The organism is Streptococcus sp. HMSC063B03, assembly GCF_001836965.1.
Classification (GTDB): Bacteria; Bacillota; Bacilli; order Lactobacillales; family Streptococcaceae; genus Streptococcus; species Streptococcus pneumoniae_F.
On the sequence record NZ_KV831064.1, the window covers coordinates 76,765 to 92,903 of the forward strand.

Here is a 16,139-nt window from a genome sequence, read left to right on the forward strand (position 1 = left end):
CGTGGTTTGAATTTGATTTTCGAAGAGTATAAAATAACAGTATAGGAGAGGTAGAAAATGGAACGATTAGAAGATTACATTGCTTTTGACTTAGAATTTAATCAGCATGAAGGGCAAACACACTTGATTCAAGTATCGGCAGTGCATTTTAGTGATGGTCAGGAAATAGATGCCTATGATTCCTATGTCCATACCAGTGTACCTCTAAAAAGTTTTATCAATGGTTTGACTGGAATTACAGCTGAAACCTTAAAAGATGCTCCTCCAGTGGAGAAAGTTATAAAAGATTTCCAAGAGTTTGTGGGTTCTTTACCCATGGTTGGCTACAATGCTGCTAAAAGTGATCTACCTATTTTAGCGGATCATGGTTTAGACTACAGTCAGCAGTATAAGGTGGACTTGTATGATGAAGCTTTTGAACGTCGGAGTTCGGATTTACACGGTATTGCCAATCTCAAATTGCAAACTGTTGCCTCATTTCTTGGATTTCAAGGTCAGTCTCATAATAGTCTAGAGGATGCACGGATGACGGCGCGTGTTTACGAGTCCTTCCTAGAGTCAGACCAGGCTAGAGAATTGTTAGAGACAGAAAGTAGCCTATCAAACAATCCTTTTGGAGGCTTGGATTTGTCACAATTATTTGACTAGGAGTGCCTATGAAACCTGAAAAACCTAAAAATCTAGGTTTTAAGCAGATATACTTTAATCTAGATAAAATACTCTTTCTATTTTTCTTGACTTTCATGATGATTGAGTTTGTCTGGTTACCATCAAATTCTTGGATTGCTGGACTTTTGCTCCGTCAGACAGGCTATCTCTTTCTTTCCTATAACAATATTTTTGCCATTATAACGGGTTCACCCTTTATTAGTCTTGCTTTATTTGTTCTGGTAATTGTTAATCTATTGGTCGCCTATTACCAGATAGGACTTCTCTTTATCGGTGCTCGTCATTTATTATGTCATGAAAAGAGAACCTTGCTAGAGTACAGTCGCAAGGTCTTTCATCAAAGTTTCTTGTTTATGAAGCAAGTGACGTTTGCCAAGATAGCCTTTATCTTCTTTTATGTCATGATGCTCTTTCCATTGATTCGAAAGATTTTAAAGATTTATTACCTAAATAAAATTGTCATTCCGGACTTTATCGTTGATTATGTGGAAGACAAGTATTGGCTAGTAGGTATAGTGGTTACTATTCTGGCTTTACTGCTATTTTACATTTCAGTACGGTTGATGTTTGCCCTCCCTCAGCTTTTATTTGAGAAAAAAACAGTCAAAGAAGCGGTCAGATACAGTCTAGAGAAGACAAGAAAGCACTCCTGGTTTTATACTTGGAACTTGCTTTGGATTGTCGTCAAAACCTACCTATTTTTCATTCTTCTGTTGATTCCAATCCTAGCAAGTCAAGTGCTGATGGATGGTTTGACCCATAAGGAATCTCTTGTGCTGGGAATTATCAACTTTGTCTTGATTAAGAATTTCCACTACATAGCCTTGACTTATTTTCTCATTAAGTTTGTTTCCTTCCTAACAGGAGAAGAACTAGAGATCACACCAAGGAGAAAGAAAGATCACTGGATGAGATGGGGAGTGATGGGCTGTGCTTGTATCTTTTTCGCTCTTGAGGGTTATGTTTATTTGGAAGCTCCAGTTGCCAATAAACCTTTAATTATCTCTCACAGGGGAGTATCCAATAAGAATGGTGTGCAGAATACAGTTCAATCTTTAGAAAAGACAGCCCAACTAAGTCCAGACTTTGTTGAGACAGATGTTCAGGAAACGAAAGATGGCCAGTTTGTCATGATGCATGATGCCAATATCAAGAATCTGACTGGTGTTAATGCCAATCCACAGGATCTAACTTTGAAAGAATTAACCAAACTCGATATTTCAGAAAATGGTTATCATAGCAAGGTGTCCAGTTTTGATGACTACCTCAATAAAGCCAATGAATTGCATCAAAAACTTCTTATTGAGATTAAAACCAGTCGAAAAGATAGCCCAGATATGATGAAACGCTTTATGGAAAAATATGGAACGGTTCTTAAGCAGAATGGTCACCAAATGCAATCCTTGGACTACCATGTGATTGATCAGGTTTTAGCCTACGATTCTCAAATTCCAATCTATTTCATCCTACCTTATAATAGTATTTTTCCAAGAACCAAGGCTACAGGTTATACCATGGAGTATTCAACTTTAGATGAAAATTTTGTCAACAAGCTTTGGAATACGGATCAGAAATTGTACGTTTGGACCATCAATAGTTCAGAGTCCTTTGATAAATCAGTTCATTTGGGAGCAGATGGAATGATAACAGATGACTTGGAAATGATTCAAAATCAGGTTACTATTGCCCAAGAAGACCCAGAGTATACTGATTTGCTTTTCAAACAGGCTATGGAATTCTTTAATTTTTAGTAAGCAAAAAGAGCCTGAGACAAAATAGTTCTCAACCACAAAAAAGCAACGGCAAATACGTTGCTTTTTTGGAGATAAGGGACTATTGGCCTAGGCTCAGTCTTGAGATAAGGTCCTTAGAAACTCGTCTTCTGAGGATTTTATTTTAAATCAGAGGTTGGCTCTCGCCAAGCTTATTTAATATAGAGTTCTTGATTTTTTAGGACAATTTCACGGACACTTGCAAACTTCTTAAGTTTTTTGATTTCTTCTGGATGAGTGACGAGAGTGATAACATAACCTTCCTTGCCCATACGGCCAGTACGTCCAGCACGGTGAGTGTAGGTTTCGATATCTCTTGGGATATCAAAGTTTACGACGCATTCTAGACTATCGATATCAATTCCACGTGCCAGAAGGTCTGTTGCGAGAAGTAGGGTTAGTTGCTTGTCTTTAAACTTTTCTAAGATAACTTTTCTAAATTTAACATTGACATCACTAGCGAGGGAAACAGCCAAGATATCCCGATACTGTAATTTTTCCTCTGCGCTTCCAAGGTCTGATAGGCTGTTAAAGAAGACCAGACCGCGGAAATCCTCCACATGAGCCAGTTTTCGTAGCATATCCACTCTGTGACGTTGATCTACCTGCATGTAGAAGTGTTGGATGTTGTCCAATTTTTGGTCAGAAAGATCAATGGTACGTGTGTTAGGCGCAATTTTTTCTTTGTTAAACTTGGTCGTCGCACTCATATAGACAAGTTGGTGGTCACGAGGTGCGTAGTGAGTAATTTTCTCGACAAAGTGTATCTGAGAATCATCGAGCAATTGGTCAAATTCATCTAGAATGATGGTTTCCACATTCATCATCTTGATTTTTTTTAATTTAATGAGTTCAAAGATACGGCCAGGAGTTCCAATCAGAATTTCTGGTCCTTTTTTTAGACGTTCAATCTGGCGTTTCTGACTCGAACCTGATAAGAAGAGTTGGGCAGTCAAGCCGATAGCTTCTGACCACGTTTTACATACGTCAAAAATCTGTCCAGCAAGCTCCGTATTTGGTGCTAGAATCAAGAGTTGCTGCGCTTTTTTCTTTTGTAGTCTGAGAAGACTTGGTAGAAGGTAAGCTAGGGTCTTACCAGTTCCTGTTGGGCTCACTCCTAGGAGGTTTTCTCCAGCAAGAAGGGGCTCAAATAGTTGGGTTTGAATGGGAGTGAATTCTTGGAAACCGAGTTGGTCACTTAGTTCTTGCCATTCAGTTGGTAGTTTGTTTTTCATTTTTCTGCCTCAAATCTAATGCCAGCAGTCTGGCGCATAGTATATAGTAGCTCATGAACTGAACTTGCATCTTCCAGCCAAGTTTGGTAGAGATTCAGATCTGGTTGCTGGATCATGTGTGCAAATGCAGCGACTTCCTCAGTCATCGTATGAGGAGCCTGTTGGATAGGGAGTTGGATTTGATTGCCTTGGTGGTCGGTAAAAATAGCCGAGCTGACATGTTCGATGGTGTTGAGAGTCAGGGTTCCATCTGTCGTATAAATCTCGCAAGGAAGATTGGAAGTGATGTTTTTCCCAGCTTTTATATGAATTTGAAAGTCAGGGTATAAGAGGATTCCGTCTCCATTCAGGTCCATGCTATTGTCAAGTTGTTGAGCCTGATAGGTCGCGTCTTGAGCTTTTCCAAAGAGACGAACGGCAGCGTAGAGAGGATAGATCCCCAAATCCATAAGCGCTCCACCAGCAAAACGGTCTGAAAAGACATTTGGTGTCTGTTCAGCTAACAAGTCCGGCATTTTGGAAGAATACTTGGCATAGTTGAAATCTGCCCCTAAAATTTGCTTGTCTGCTAAAAAGTTTTTGATAGTAGTAAAAGCTTCTTCGTGGTAATTACGAGCTGCTTCGAAGATAAAACAGTGATTTTTCTCAGCTGTTTGAACCAAATCCAGCCATTCTTGTGGTTGAGTGACAGCTGGCTTTTCAAGAATGACGTGTTTTCCAGCAGATAATGCAACTTTTGCCTGAGCAAAATGCAAGGAGTTTGGACTAGCAATATAGACAACATCAAAGGAGCTCTTGAAGAAGTCCTCTAATTGATCAAAGAGTTGGATATCTTGATAGCGAGAAGCAAAGGTTGCCGCAGTTTCTAGTTTTCTAGAATAGACTGCGACCAGCTTGTACTCTCCACTGGAATGGGCTGCTTCTATGAAGTGGTGGCTGATAGTCCCTGTTCCGATGACACCTAATTTAAGCATAGTTACTCCTTTTCCGATTTCAAATCCTTCTTTCATTATAACATAGATAGACGGGACTATCCAACAGAGGGTAAAAAATTTCAAATAAGCTACTAGGTCTTTTCCAAAGAAAGTGGTACAATAGTGAGATGAGTAAATGAAATAGGAGGAAAAATGAGGTTACTACCTATAAGAAAAATATCACGTCAGTCTAAGAGGCTAGCGCTTTTTTTGACTTTTTGTGCAGGATATGTAGATGCCTATACTTTTATTGTCCGAGGGAATACTCTTGTAGCTGGACAAACTGGAAATGTCGTCTTTCTATCAGTGGGGCTCATTCAACACAATGTTTCAGATGCTAGTGCCAAAGTAATGACCTTGCTAGCTTTTATGATGGGGGTCTTTTTACTAACGATTTATAAGGAAAAATTGAGAATTGTGAAAAAGCCCATTCTGTCCTTGATTCCTTTGGCAATCCTATCAATCATTATTGGTTTTGTACCACAGACTGTAGATAATATCTATTTAGTACCGCCCTTGGCCTTTTGTATGGGGTTGGTGACAACCGCTTTTGGAGAAGTGTCGGGTATTGCTTATAATAACGCTTTTATGACAGGGAATATCAAACGGACTATGCTGGCTTTTGGAGATTATTTCCGAACCAAGCACACACCTTTTTTGCGTGAAGGATTCATATTTGTAAGCCTGCTTAGTAGTTTTGTCCTTGGTGTTGTCTTTTCAGCCTATTTGACGATTTTCTATCATGAAAAGACCATTCTTGGTGTTCCTATTATGATGAGTATTTTTTATGTCAGCATGCTTTTTGCCAAGTGGAGGAAAAAAGTAAAAGAAAAAGCTTTATTTTAGGTGTTATTACTTGTAAGAAAATAGGAGATATGCTATACTTGAAGAGTTGACTATGCACGATCCTGTGCAACCGCACGAACATCGTTGCTTGATTATTCAAGTTTAAGTGGTTCGTCCCACGATGCTAGGCGAGTCTTCACAAAAAATTCGGGGAAACCCATAAAAATCATAGGAGGTGCATAATGAGCACATACGCAATTATCAAAACTGGCGGAAAACAAGTTAAAGTTGAAGTTGGTCAAGCAGTTTACGTTGAAAAATTGAACGTTGAAGCTGGTCAAGAAGTTACTTTTAACGAAGTTGTTCTTGTTGGTGGTGAAAACACTGTTGTCGGAACTCCACTTGTTGCTGGAGCTACTGTAGTTGGAACTGTTGAAAAACAAGGAAAACAAAAGAAAGTTGTTACTTACAAGTACAAACCTAAAAAAGGTAGCCACCGTAAACAAGGTCACCGTCAACCATATACAAAAGTTGTCATCAACGCAATCAACGCTTAATTTTAAGGAGAACACATGATACAGGCAGTCTTTGAGAGAGCCGAAGATGGCGAGCTGAGGAGTGCGGAAATTACTGGACACGCCGAGAGTGGCGAATACGGCTTAGATGTCGTGTGTGCATCGGTTTCTACGCTTGCCATTAACTTTATCAATTCTATTGAAAAATTTGCAGGCTATGAACCAATCCTAGAATTAAACGAAGATGAAGGTGGCTATCTGATGGTTGAAATTCCAAAAGATCTTCCTTCACACCAGAGAGAAATGACCCAGTTATTCTTTGAATCATTTTTCTTAGGTATGGCAAACTTATCGGAGAACTCTTCTGAGTTCGTCCAAACCAGAGTTATCACAGAAAACTAACACGGAGGAAAACATTATGTTAAAAATGACTCTTAACAACTTGCAACTTTTCGCCCACAAAAAAGGTGGAGGTTCTACATCAAACGGACGTGATTCACAAGCGAAACGTCTTGGAGCTAAAGCAGCTGACGGACAAACTGTAACAGGTGGATCAATCCTTTACCGTCAACGTGGTACACACATCTACCCAGGTGTAAACGTTGGACGTGGTGGAGACGATACTTTGTTCGCTAAAGTTGAAGGCGTAGTACGCTTTGAACGTAAAGGACGCGATAAAAAACAAGTTTCTGTTTATCCAATCGCTAAATAAAAAGGTCCAGTGAACCTTTTTATCCCGAGCCTTGAAATGTAAAGGCGAGGAAGCTAGAAGTAGCATAAACTAAGGCTTTCCGAGTTTTCGGAGAGCCTATTTTTTTATTTTGATACCCACGCTGATACCCATATTTTAAAAACCAATGTAAGAAGCGAACTTGTCGGCTACTTTGTCTTTTAGATACAATTATAAAATAGTGGAATGTGAGCCTTTTACAGTAATGAATGTTATAAGGGAATAAGATATTGTAAAAATTGCTAAGATTTGATATAATAATTTTATCTTGGTAAGCTAGCAGAAATATGGAAAGGATGTAAACCTGTATGAAAAAAATTATCACTATAATAGTCTGTTCAATCTCTTTTCTTGTTTTATCTGCTTGTGTCAGTAAGAAAAAACTTGTTCTTCCTGAACCTGAAACGATCTCTGTAATTTCCCTGCAGAAAAAAATCTCTGAAGATATTAAAACTATAACCAAGAGAGAAGAAATCTCAAAATTGATTGACGAGATACAGAAGCAGTCCACCTCCACAACTTTAGAAAGTTTAAATGATCAACCGACAAATGTTAAAGATTACATCATTATCAAATTCTCTCATCAGAATGAAGAAAATGATAGTGTAGCCTATCTATATACTATGAAAGAAAAACAATATATTGAACAACCCTATGTTGGGATTTGGGAGGTAAGTCCAGATATAGCGAATAGGGTTGAAGAAGCTTATTCTAGTTGATTTATAGAATAAAAGAAATTTTTAGAGAGTTTTCTTGTATCATGTTTTAAACGGTAAATCAACAAGATTTGCTGTTTTTATTTGTTTGAAATAAAATGAGGACTGAAAAAGGATATCATTCTAATTCTTGTATTGAGGTATTAGAGTATTCGCTTAGACTTGAAAATTTCCAGACTTTTTTCCTTTTTGGAAAACTTCTAAAATATGGTATAATGAAAAGATAAAGAAGTTGGGGGTAGAAGATGAACATTCAACAATTACGCTATGTTGTGGCTATTGCGAATAGCGGTACTTTTCGTGAAGCTGCTGAAAAGATGTATGTTAGTCAGCCGAGTCTGTCTATTTCTGTTCGTGATTTGGAAAAAGAGTTGGGCTTTAAGATTTTCCGTCGGACCAGCTCAGGGACTTTCTTGACTCGTCGTGGTATGGAATTTTATGAAAAAGCGCAAGAATTGGTTAAAGGATTTGATATTTTTCAAAATCAGTATGCCAATCCTGAGGAAGAAAAGGATGAATTTTCCATTGCTAGTCAGCACTATGACTTCTTGCCACCAACCATTACGGCCTTTTCAGAGCGCTATCCTGATTATAAGAACTTTCGTATTTTTGAATCAACTACTGTTCAAATTTTAGATGAAGTAGCGCAAGGGCATAGTGAGATTGGGATTATCTACCTCAACAATCAAAATAAAAAAGGTATTATGCAACGGGTTGAAAAGCTAGGTCTGGAGGTCATTGAATTGATTTCCTTCCATACCCATATTTATCTCCGCGAGGGGCATCCTTTGGCTCAGAAAGAGGAATTGGTTATGGAGGATTTAGCGGATCTACCGACAGTTCGTTTTACTCAAGAGAAAGATGAGTACCTTTATTATTCAGAGAACTTTGTTGATACTAGTGCGAGCTCGCAGATGTTCAATGTGACAGACCGTGCTACTTTGAATGGTATTTTGGAGCGGACGGACGCTTATGCAACAGGTTCCGGATTTTTAGATAGTGACAGTGTCAATGGGATTACAGTCATTCGTCTCAAGGATAACCTAGATAATCGCATGGTCTATGTAAAACGTGAAGAAGTGGAGCTGAGTCAAGCTGGGACTCTCTTTGTAGAAGTCATGCAAGAATATTTTAATCAGAAGAGGAAATCATGAAAAAAAGAGGAATAGTGGCAGTCATTGTACTACTTTTGATTGGGCTTGATCAGTTGGTAAAATCCTATATCGTCCAGCAGATTCCACTGGGTGAAGTACGCTCTTGGATTCCCAATTTCGTTAGCTTGACCTACCTGCAAAATCGAGGTGCAGCCTTTTCTATCTTACAAGATCAGCAGTTGTTATTCGCTGTCATTACCCTGGTTGTCGTGGTAGGGGCCATTTGGTATCTACATAAACACATGGAGGACTCACTCTGGATGGTCTTGGGTTTGACCTTGATTATTGCAGGTGGTCTTGGAAACTTTATTGACAGGATCAGTCAGGGCTTTGTTGTGGATATGTTTCATATGGACTTTATCAATTTTGCAATTTTCAATGTGGCAGATAGCTATCTGACTGTTGGAGTGATTATTTTATTGATTGCAATGTTAAAAGAGGAAATAAATGGAAATTAAAATTGAAACTGGTGGCCTGCGTTTAGATAAGGCTTTGTCGGATTTGACAGAATTATCACGCAGTCTCGCGAATGAACAAATCAAATCAGGCCAGGTCTTGGTCAATGGCCAAGTCAAGAAAGCTAAATACACTGTCCAAGAGGGCGATATCGTCACTTACCATGTGCCAGAACCAGAGGTTTTAGAGTATGTGCCTGAGAATCTTCCGCTAGATATCATCTACCAAGATGAGGATGTGGCCGTCGTTAACAAGCCTCAAGGAATGGTTGTGCATCCGAGTGCTGGTCATATTAGTGGAACTCTGGTAAATGCCCTTATGTACCATATTAAGGATTTATCGGGTATCAATGGGGTTCTGCGTCCAGGAATTGTTCATCGTATTGATAAGGATACGTCAGGCCTTCTCATGATTGCTAAAAACGATGAGGCGCATCTAGCACTTGCTCAAGAACTGAAGGATAAAAAGTCTCTCCGCAAATATTGGGCGATTGTTCATGAAAATCTGCCTAATGATCGTGGTGTCATTGAAGCTCCGATTGGCCGTAGTGAAAAAGACCGTAAGAAACAGGCTGTGACTGCTAAAGGGAAGCCTGCAGTGACACGTTTCCACGTTTTGGAACGCTTTGGTGATTATAGTTTAGTGGAGCTGCAGTTGGAAACAGGCCGCACCCATCAAATCCGTGTTCACATGGCTTATATTGGTCATCCAGTCGCTGGTGATGAAGTCTATGGTCCTCGCAAGACTTTGAAAGGAAATGGACAATTTCTTCATGCCAAGACTTTAGGTTTTACCCATCCGAGAACAGGTGAGACCATGGAATTTACAGCAGATATTCCAGAGATTTTTAAGGAAACATTGGAGAGATTGAGAAAGAATTAGACGTGATAAAAGGTTGAGATGACTTGTCTCGACCTTTTTCCTATCAACTCTTTTCTATTTCCTGCCATTCATGTTATAATGGATAAATATGAAGAATCGGAGTGAGACTATGAAATACAAACGGATTGTCTTTAAGGTGGGGACTTCTTCTCTGACGAATGAGGATGGAAGTTTATCACGTAGTAAGGTAAAGGCTATTACCCAGCAGTTGGCTATGCTGCACGAGGCTGGTCATGAATTGATTTTGGTGTCGTCAGGTGCCATTGCGGCTGGTTTTGGGGCCTTAGGATTTAAAAAGCGTCCGACTAAGATTGCTGATAAACAGGCTTCAGCAGCGGTAGGGCAAGGGCTCTTGTTGGAAGAATACACGACCAATCTTCTCTTGCGCCAAATCGTTTCTGCACAAATCTTGCTGACTCAGGATGATTTTGTAGATAAGCGCCGTTATAAAAATGCCCATCAGGCTTTGTCAGTTTTACTTAGCCGTGGCGCGATTCCTATCATCAATGAGAATGACAGTGTCGTTATTGATGAGCTCAAGGTTGGGGACAATGATACTCTAAGTGCCCAGGTAGCGGCCATGGTCCAAGCAGACCTTTTGGTTCTCTTGACAGACGTCGACGGTCTCTATACAGGAAATCCTAATTCAGATCCAAGAGCCAAACGCTTGGAGCGAATCGAGACCATCAATCGTGAGATTATTGATATGGCCGGTGGAGCAGGTTCTTCAAACGGAACTGGGGGCATGTTAACCAAAATCAAAGCAGCGACTATTGCGACGGAATCAGGAGTTCCTGTTTATATCTGCTCATCTTTGAAGACAGATGCCATGATTGAAGCAGCTGAGGAGACCAAGGATGGTTCCTACTTTGTTGCTCAAGAGAAGGGACTTCGTACCCAGAAACAATGGCTGGCCTTCTATGCTCAGAGCCAAGGTTCTATTTGGGTTGATAAAGGAGCTGCAGAAGCTCTCTCTCAACACGGAAAGAGTCTTCTCTTATCTGGTATTGTTGAAGCAGAAGGAGCCTTTTCTTACGGTGATATCGTGACAGTATTTGACAAGGAAAGTGGAAAATCACTTGGAAAAGGACGTGTGCAATTTGGAGCATCTGCTTTGGAGGATATGTTGCGTTCTCAAAAAGCCAAGGGGGTCTTGATTCACCGTGACGATTGGATTTCCATTACTCCTGAAATCCAACTACTCTTTACAGAATTTTAGAGGTAAACTATGGTAAGTACACAAGAACAATTTGAACAGGTACAGGCCGTTAAAAAATCAATCAACACAGCCAGTGAAGTCGTGAAAAACCAAGCTCTGCTAGCCATGGCTGATCACTTAGTGGCTGCTACTGAGGAAATTTTAGCGGCCAATGCCCTCGATATGGAAGCTGCTAAGGGTAAAATCTCAGATGTGATGCTGGATCGTCTTTATTTGGATGCAGGGCGTATAGAAGCAATGGCAACTGGGATTCGTGAAGTGGTTGCCTTACCAGATCCAATAGGTGAAGTTTTAGAAACAAGTCATCTTGAAAATGGCTTGGTTATCACCAAAAAACGTGTGGCTATGGGTGTTATCGGTATTATCTATGAAAGTCGTCCAAATGTGACGTCAGACGCAGCTGCTTTGGCTCTCAAGAGTGGAAATGCGGTTGTTCTTCGTAGTGGGAAGGATGCCTATCAAACTGCCCATGCCATTGTCACAGCCTTGAAGAAGGGCTTGGAAACGACTACTATTCACCCAGATGTGATTCAACTGGTGGAAGATACCAGCCGTGAAAGTAGCTATGCCATGATGAAGGCCAAGGGCTATCTAGACCTTCTCATTCCTCGTGGAGGGGCTGGCTTGATCAATGCCGTGGTTGAGAATGCTATCGTACCAGTTATCGAGACAGGAACTGGGATTGTTCATGTTTATGTCGATAAGGACGCAGATGAAGATAAAGCTTTATCTATTATCAACAATGCTAAAACTAGTCGTCCTTCTGTCTGCAATGCCATGGAGGTTCTACTTGTTCATGAAGACAAGGCAGCAAGCTTCCTTCCTCGCTTGGAGCAAGTGCTGGTTGCAGATCGAAAAGAAGCTGGGTTGGAACCAATTCAATTCCGACTCGATAGCCAAGCAATCCAGTTTGTTTCAGGTCACGCAGCTGAAGCACAAGACTTTGACACCGAGTTTTTAGACTATGTCCTTGCTGTTAAGGTTGTGAGCAGTTTAGAAGAAGCGGTTGCCCATATTGAGGCTCACAGTACCCATCATTCGGATGCCATTGTGACGGAAAATGCTGAAGCTGCAGCTTACTTTACAGATCAAGTGGACTCTGCAGCTGTCTATGTCAATGCCTCAACTCGTTTCACAGATGGAGGCCAATTTGGTCTTGGTTGTGAAATGGGGATTTCTACTCAGAAACTGCACGCACGTGGTCCAATGGGCTTGAAGGAGTTGACTAGCTACAAGTATGTGGTTACTGGTGACGGACAGATAAGGGAGTAAGAGATGAAGATTGGATTTATCGGTTTGGGGAATATGGGTGCTAGTTTGGCCAAGGCTGTTTTGCAGGCCAAGACGGGTGATGACATTCTTCTTGCCAATCGTAGTCAAGCCAAGGTGGATGCTTTCATCGCCAACTTTGGTGGTCAGGCTTCCAGCAATGAAGAAATTTTTGCAGAAGCAGATGTGATTTTTCTAGGAGTTAAGCCTGCTCAGTTTTCTGAACTGCTTTCTCAATACCAGACCATTCTTGAAAAACGAGAGAGTCTTCTTTTGATCTCCATGGCAGCTGGATTGACTTTAGAAAAACTAGCAAGTCTTATCCCAAGTCAACACCGAATTATTCGTATGATGCCAAATACCCCTGCTTCTATCGGACAAGGAGTGATTAGTTATGCCTTGTCTCCTAATTGCAGGGTTGAGGACAGTGAGCTCTTTTGTCAGCTTTTAAATAAGGCTGGTCTATTGGTTGAACTAGGAGAAGGCTTAATCGACGCAGCGACAGGTCTTGCAGGCTGTGGACCAGCCTTTGTCTATCTCTTTATTGAGGCCTTGGCAGATGCAGGTGTTCAGACTGGATTGCCACGAGAGACAGCATTGAAAATGGCGGCTCAAACTGTGGTAGGAGCTGGTCAATTGATCCTTGAAAGTCAGCAACATCCTGGAGTATTGAAAGACCAAGTTTGTAGCCCAGGCGGTTCGACTATCGCTGGTGTAGCGAGCCTAGAAGCGCATGCTTTTCGAGGAACGGTCATGGATGCAGTTCATAAATCCTATAAAAGAACACAAGAACTAGGTAAATAAGAGGTGGATTTGTCTGCCTCTTTTATGGTGGTTGAAATGCGAAGACAAAAAGATTGTCACAAACCCCTATTTTTTTGATAGAATAGAAGTAGTAAAAAAGAAATGAGTTAGACATGTCAAAAGGATTTTTAGTCTCTCTTGAGGGACCAGAGGGAGCAGGAAAGACCAGTGTTTTAGAGACACTGTTACCAATTTTAGAGGAAAAAGGGGTAGAGGTGCTGACGACCCGTGAACCTGGCGGAGTCTTGATAGGAGAGAAGATTCGGAAAGTGATTCTGGATCCAAGTCATACTCAGATGGATGCTAAAACAGAGCTTTTGCTCTATATCGCTAGTCGCAGACAGCACTTGGTGGAAAAAGTTCTTCCAGCACTTGAAGCTGGTAAGTTGGTCATTATGGACCGCTTCATCGATAGTTCTCTTGCCTATCAGGGATTTGGTCGTGGCTTGGATATTGACGCCATTGATTGGCTCAATCAGTTTGCGACAGATGGCCTTAAACCTGATTTGACACTCTATTTTGACATCGAGGTGGAAGAAGGACTAGCTCGTATCGCTGCTAATAGCAATCGCGAGGTCAATCGTTTGGATTTGGAAGGGCTGGACTTGCATAAGAAAGTCCGTCAAGGCTACCTTTCTCTTCTAGACAAAGAAGGAAATCGCATTGTCAAGATTGACGCTAGCTTCCCTTTGGAGCAAGTTGTGGAAACTACCAAGGCTGTCTTGTTTGATAGAATGGGATTAGCTAAATGAAACAAGATCAACTAAAGGCCTGGCAGCCAGAACAGTTTGACCGCTTTGTCCGTATCTTGGAGCAAGACCAGCTCAATCATGCTTACCTCTTTTCAGGTTTCTTTGGAAGCTTGGAAATGGCGCAGTTTTTAGCTAAGAGCCTCTTTTGTACAGATAAAGTAGGTGTTTTACCATGTGAGAAATGCCGAAATTGTAAGCTGATTGAAAAGGGAGAGTTTCCCGATGTTACCTTGATTAAACCAGTTAATCAGGTCATTAAGACAGAACGCATTCGGGAATTGGTGGGCCAGTTTTCCCAAGCAGGAATTGAAAGCCAGCAGCAGGTTTTTATTATCGAGCAAGCTGAGAAGATGCACCCCAACGCAGCCAATTCTCTGCTCAAGGTCATCGAAGAACCCCAGAGTGAGGTTTATATTTTCTTCTTGACAAGCGATGAAGAAAAGATTTTACCGACAATCCGAAGTCGGACCCAGATTTTCCACTTTAAAAAACAAGAAGAGAAGCTGATCTTGCTCTTAGAACAAATGGGACTGGTTAAGAAAAAAGCGACTCTCCTAGCTCAGTTTAGTCAATCGCGAGCTGAAGCAGAAAAGTTGGCTAATCAGGCAAGTTTTTGGACTTTGGTCGATGAAAGTGAACGCCTGCTGACTTGGTTAGTAGCTAAGAAAAAAGAAAGTTATTTGCAAGTTGCTAAACTAGCTAGCTTGGCAGATGATAAGGAAAAACAAGATCAGGTTTTACGGATTCTTGAAGTCCTCTGTGGGCAGGACCTCCTGCAAGCAAGAGTAAGAGTGATTCTACAAGATTTGCTAGAAGCTAGAAAAATGTGGCAAGCTAATGTCAGCTTTCAAAATGCCATGGAATATCTGGTCTTGAAAGAAATATAAACTCAAAAATGAATGATAAAGAAAGGAAAGGGCTGTTTTATGGACAAAAAAGAATTATTTGACGCGCTGGATGATTTTTCCCAACAATTACTAGTGACCTTGGCCGATGTGGAAGCCATCAAGAAAAATCTCAAGAGCCTGGTAGAGGAAAATACAGCTCTTCGTTTGGAAAATAGTAAGTTGCGCGAACGCTTGGGTGAGGTGGAAGCAGACGCTCCTGTCAAGGCTAAGCATGTTCGTGAAAGTGTCCGTCGAATTTATAAAGATGGATTTCACGTATGTAATGATTTTTATGGACAACGTCGAGAGCAGGACGAGGAATGTATGTTCTGTGACGAGTTGTTATACAGGGAGTAGGCATGCAGATTCAAAAAAGTTTTAAGGGGCAGTCTCCCTATGGCAAGCTGTATCTAGTCGCAACGCCGATTGGCAATCTAGATGATATGACCTTTCGTGCTATTCAGACCTTGAAAGAAGTGGACTGGATTGCTGCTGAGGACACGCGCAATACAGGTCTATTGCTCAAGCATTTTGACATTTCTACCAAGCAAATCAGTTTTCATGAGCACAATGCCAAGGAAAAGATTCCTGATTTGATTGGTTTCCTGAAAGCAGGGCAAAGTATTGCTCAGGTATCCGACGCGGGTCTGCCTAGCATCTCAGACCCTGGTCATGATTTGGTTAAGGCAGCAATTGAGGAAGAAATTGCGGTTGTGACTGTTCCAGGTGCCTCTGCAGGAATTTCTGCCTTGATTGCCAGTGGTTTAGCGCCACAGCCACATATCTTTTACGGTTTTTTACCCAGAAAATCAGGCCAGCAAAAGCAATTTTTCGACTCAAAAAAAGACTATCCTGAAACTCAGATTTTCTATGAATCGCCCCATCGTGTGGCAGATACGTTGGAAAATATGTTAGCAGTTTATGGCGACCGCTCGGTGGTCTTGGTTAGAGAATTGACCAAAATCTATGAAGAATACCAAAGAGGTACAATTTCTGAATTGCTGGAAAGCATCTCTGAAACGCCACTTAAGGGAGAATGCCTTCTTATCGTTGAAGGTGCCAGTCAGGATGTGGAAGAAAAAGACGAGGAGGACTTGTTCTTAGAAATCCAAGCCCGCATACAACATGGTATGAAGAAAAATCAAGCCATTAAGGAAGTAGCAAAGATTTACCAGTGGAATAAAAGCCAGCTTTACGCTGCCTACCACGACTGGGAAGAAAATCAAGAAAATGACTAAACAGGGAAGTTTGCCTTCTTCCCTTTTTTTGTTATACTAGTAGAAGAAAAAAATAGAAAGATTTGTGGGAGTGAAAAAGTC

The 16,139-nt window shown here is 40.9% G+C and carries 19 protein-coding genes, 1 pseudogene and 1 other annotated feature; of the genes and pseudogenes, 17 read left to right on the plus strand and 3 right to left on the minus strand.

Going from position 1 to position 16,139, the window contains the following annotated elements; translation table 11 throughout:
• The first annotated feature begins 57 nt into the window (after positions 1-57).
• Positions 58-648: a 3'-5' exonuclease gene (locus HMPREF2628_RS08955; protein WP_070842942.1), complete on the plus strand. Its 591-nt coding sequence runs from the start codon at positions 58-60 to the stop codon at positions 646-648.
• An 8-nt stretch (positions 649-656) separates the two neighbouring features.
• Complete coding sequence (locus HMPREF2628_RS08960) at positions 657-2,420, plus strand: glycerophosphoryl diester phosphodiesterase membrane domain-containing protein (RefSeq protein WP_070842943.1); 1,764 nt, start codon at positions 657-659, stop codon at positions 2,418-2,420.
• 173 nt (positions 2,421-2,593) lie between these two features.
• Here HMPREF2628_RS08960 and HMPREF2628_RS08965 read toward each other — a convergent pair whose 3' ends face one another.
• Positions 2,594-3,676, minus strand: coding sequence for a DEAD/DEAH box helicase (locus HMPREF2628_RS08965; protein ID WP_070842944.1), 1,083 nt, complete (start codon positions 3,674-3,676; stop codon positions 2,594-2,596).
• On the minus strand, positions 3,673-4,650 hold the full coding sequence (locus tag HMPREF2628_RS08970) for a Gfo/Idh/MocA family protein (RefSeq protein ID WP_070842945.1): 978 nt from the start codon (positions 4,648-4,650) through the stop codon (positions 3,673-3,675). Before HMPREF2628_RS08970 ends, HMPREF2628_RS08965 begins: the two co-directional genes overlap by 4 nt.
• A 153-nt stretch (positions 4,651-4,803) precedes the next feature.
• Here HMPREF2628_RS08970 and HMPREF2628_RS08975 point away from each other — a divergent pair, with 153 nt between their 5' ends.
• From HMPREF2628_RS08975 to HMPREF2628_RS08995, 5 genes are all read left to right on the plus strand, one after another.
• On the plus strand, positions 4,804-5,496 hold the full coding sequence (locus tag HMPREF2628_RS08975) for a YoaK family protein (protein ID WP_070842946.1): 693 nt from the start codon (positions 4,804-4,806) through the stop codon (positions 5,494-5,496).
• A 58-nt stretch (positions 5,497-5,554) separates the two neighbouring features.
• Positions 5,555-5,642: a sequence feature (ribosomal protein L21 leader region), on the plus strand.
• Between the two features lie 36 nt (positions 5,643-5,678).
• Complete coding sequence (rplU, locus tag HMPREF2628_RS08980; RefSeq protein ID WP_000109141.1) at positions 5,679-5,993, plus strand: 50S ribosomal protein L21; 315 nt, start codon at positions 5,679-5,681, stop codon at positions 5,991-5,993.
• Positions 5,994-6,008: 15 nt separating this feature from the next.
• Positions 6,009-6,353 carry a ribosomal-processing cysteine protease Prp gene (locus HMPREF2628_RS08985; protein ID WP_000613699.1) on the plus strand — a complete coding sequence of 115 codons (345 nt, stop codon included), beginning with the start codon at positions 6,009-6,011 and terminating at the stop codon, positions 6,351-6,353.
• Between the two features lie 16 nt (positions 6,354-6,369).
• Entirely contained in the window at positions 6,370-6,663 is a 294-nt protein-coding gene (gene rpmA, locus HMPREF2628_RS08990; protein ID WP_000916509.1) for a 50S ribosomal protein L27, read from the plus strand.
• Positions 6,664-6,989: 326 nt separating this feature from the next.
• Positions 6,990-7,400 carry a DUF5301 domain-containing protein gene (locus HMPREF2628_RS08995; RefSeq protein WP_070842947.1) on the plus strand — a complete coding sequence of 137 codons (411 nt, stop codon included), beginning with the start codon at positions 6,990-6,992 and terminating at the stop codon, positions 7,398-7,400.
• 175 nt (positions 7,401-7,575) lie between these two features.
• Here the strand turns inward: HMPREF2628_RS08995 and HMPREF2628_RS11290 are convergent.
• Positions 7,576-7,650: pseudogene (locus tag HMPREF2628_RS11290) on the minus strand (AraC family transcriptional regulator); the annotation flags it as partial.
• Here HMPREF2628_RS11290 and HMPREF2628_RS09000 point away from each other — a divergent pair.
• The 10 genes from HMPREF2628_RS09000 (at position 7,643) to rsmI (ending at position 16,058) form a co-directional block, all read left to right on the plus strand.
• On the plus strand, positions 7,643-8,551 hold the full coding sequence (locus HMPREF2628_RS09000) for a LysR family transcriptional regulator (protein WP_001025697.1): 909 nt from the start codon (positions 7,643-7,645) through the stop codon (positions 8,549-8,551). The pseudogene HMPREF2628_RS11290 and the gene HMPREF2628_RS09000 sit on opposite strands and share 8 nt — an antisense overlap.
• Positions 8,548-9,009, plus strand: coding sequence for a signal peptidase II (gene lspA / locus HMPREF2628_RS09005; RefSeq protein WP_070842948.1), 462 nt, complete (start codon positions 8,548-8,550; stop codon positions 9,007-9,009). The genes HMPREF2628_RS09000 and lspA overlap by 4 nt, the downstream gene beginning before the upstream one ends.
• A complete protein-coding gene (locus tag HMPREF2628_RS09010; RefSeq protein ID WP_070842949.1) occupies positions 8,999-9,889 on the plus strand; it encodes an RluA family pseudouridine synthase in 891 nt (296 codons plus the stop codon). The genes lspA and HMPREF2628_RS09010 overlap by 11 nt, the downstream gene beginning before the upstream one ends.
• A 109-nt stretch (positions 9,890-9,998) precedes the next feature.
• On the plus strand, positions 9,999-11,108 hold the full coding sequence (gene proB, locus HMPREF2628_RS09015) for a glutamate 5-kinase (RefSeq protein ID WP_070842950.1): 1,110 nt from the start codon (positions 9,999-10,001) through the stop codon (positions 11,106-11,108).
• A gap of 9 nt (positions 11,109-11,117) precedes the next feature.
• Positions 11,118-12,380 (plus strand): glutamate-5-semialdehyde dehydrogenase, encoded by a 1,263-nt coding sequence (locus HMPREF2628_RS09020; RefSeq protein WP_070842951.1) that lies wholly within the window; start codon positions 11,118-11,120, stop codon positions 12,378-12,380.
• A 3-nt stretch (positions 12,381-12,383) separates the two neighbouring features.
• Positions 12,384-13,181 carry a pyrroline-5-carboxylate reductase gene (proC, locus tag HMPREF2628_RS09025; RefSeq protein ID WP_070842952.1) on the plus strand — a complete coding sequence of 266 codons (798 nt, stop codon included), beginning with the start codon at positions 12,384-12,386 and terminating at the stop codon, positions 13,179-13,181.
• A 113-nt stretch (positions 13,182-13,294) separates the two neighbouring features.
• Positions 13,295-13,933 carry a dTMP kinase gene (gene tmk, locus HMPREF2628_RS09030; protein WP_070842953.1) on the plus strand — a complete coding sequence of 213 codons (639 nt, stop codon included), beginning with the start codon at positions 13,295-13,297 and terminating at the stop codon, positions 13,931-13,933.
• Complete coding sequence (locus tag HMPREF2628_RS09035) at positions 13,930-14,820, plus strand: DNA polymerase III subunit delta' (RefSeq protein WP_070842954.1); 891 nt, start codon at positions 13,930-13,932, stop codon at positions 14,818-14,820. The genes tmk and HMPREF2628_RS09035 overlap by 4 nt, the downstream gene beginning before the upstream one ends.
• A 39-nt stretch (positions 14,821-14,859) precedes the next feature.
• Positions 14,860-15,177 carry a DNA replication initiation control protein YabA gene (gene yabA / locus HMPREF2628_RS09040; RefSeq protein ID WP_000358227.1) on the plus strand — a complete coding sequence of 106 codons (318 nt, stop codon included), beginning with the start codon at positions 14,860-14,862 and terminating at the stop codon, positions 15,175-15,177.
• 2 nt (positions 15,178-15,179) lie between these two features.
• Entirely contained in the window at positions 15,180-16,058 is an 879-nt protein-coding gene (gene rsmI, locus HMPREF2628_RS09045; RefSeq protein WP_070842955.1) for a 16S rRNA (cytidine(1402)-2'-O)-methyltransferase, read from the plus strand.
• The last annotated feature ends 81 nt before the right edge of the window (positions 16,059-16,139 follow it).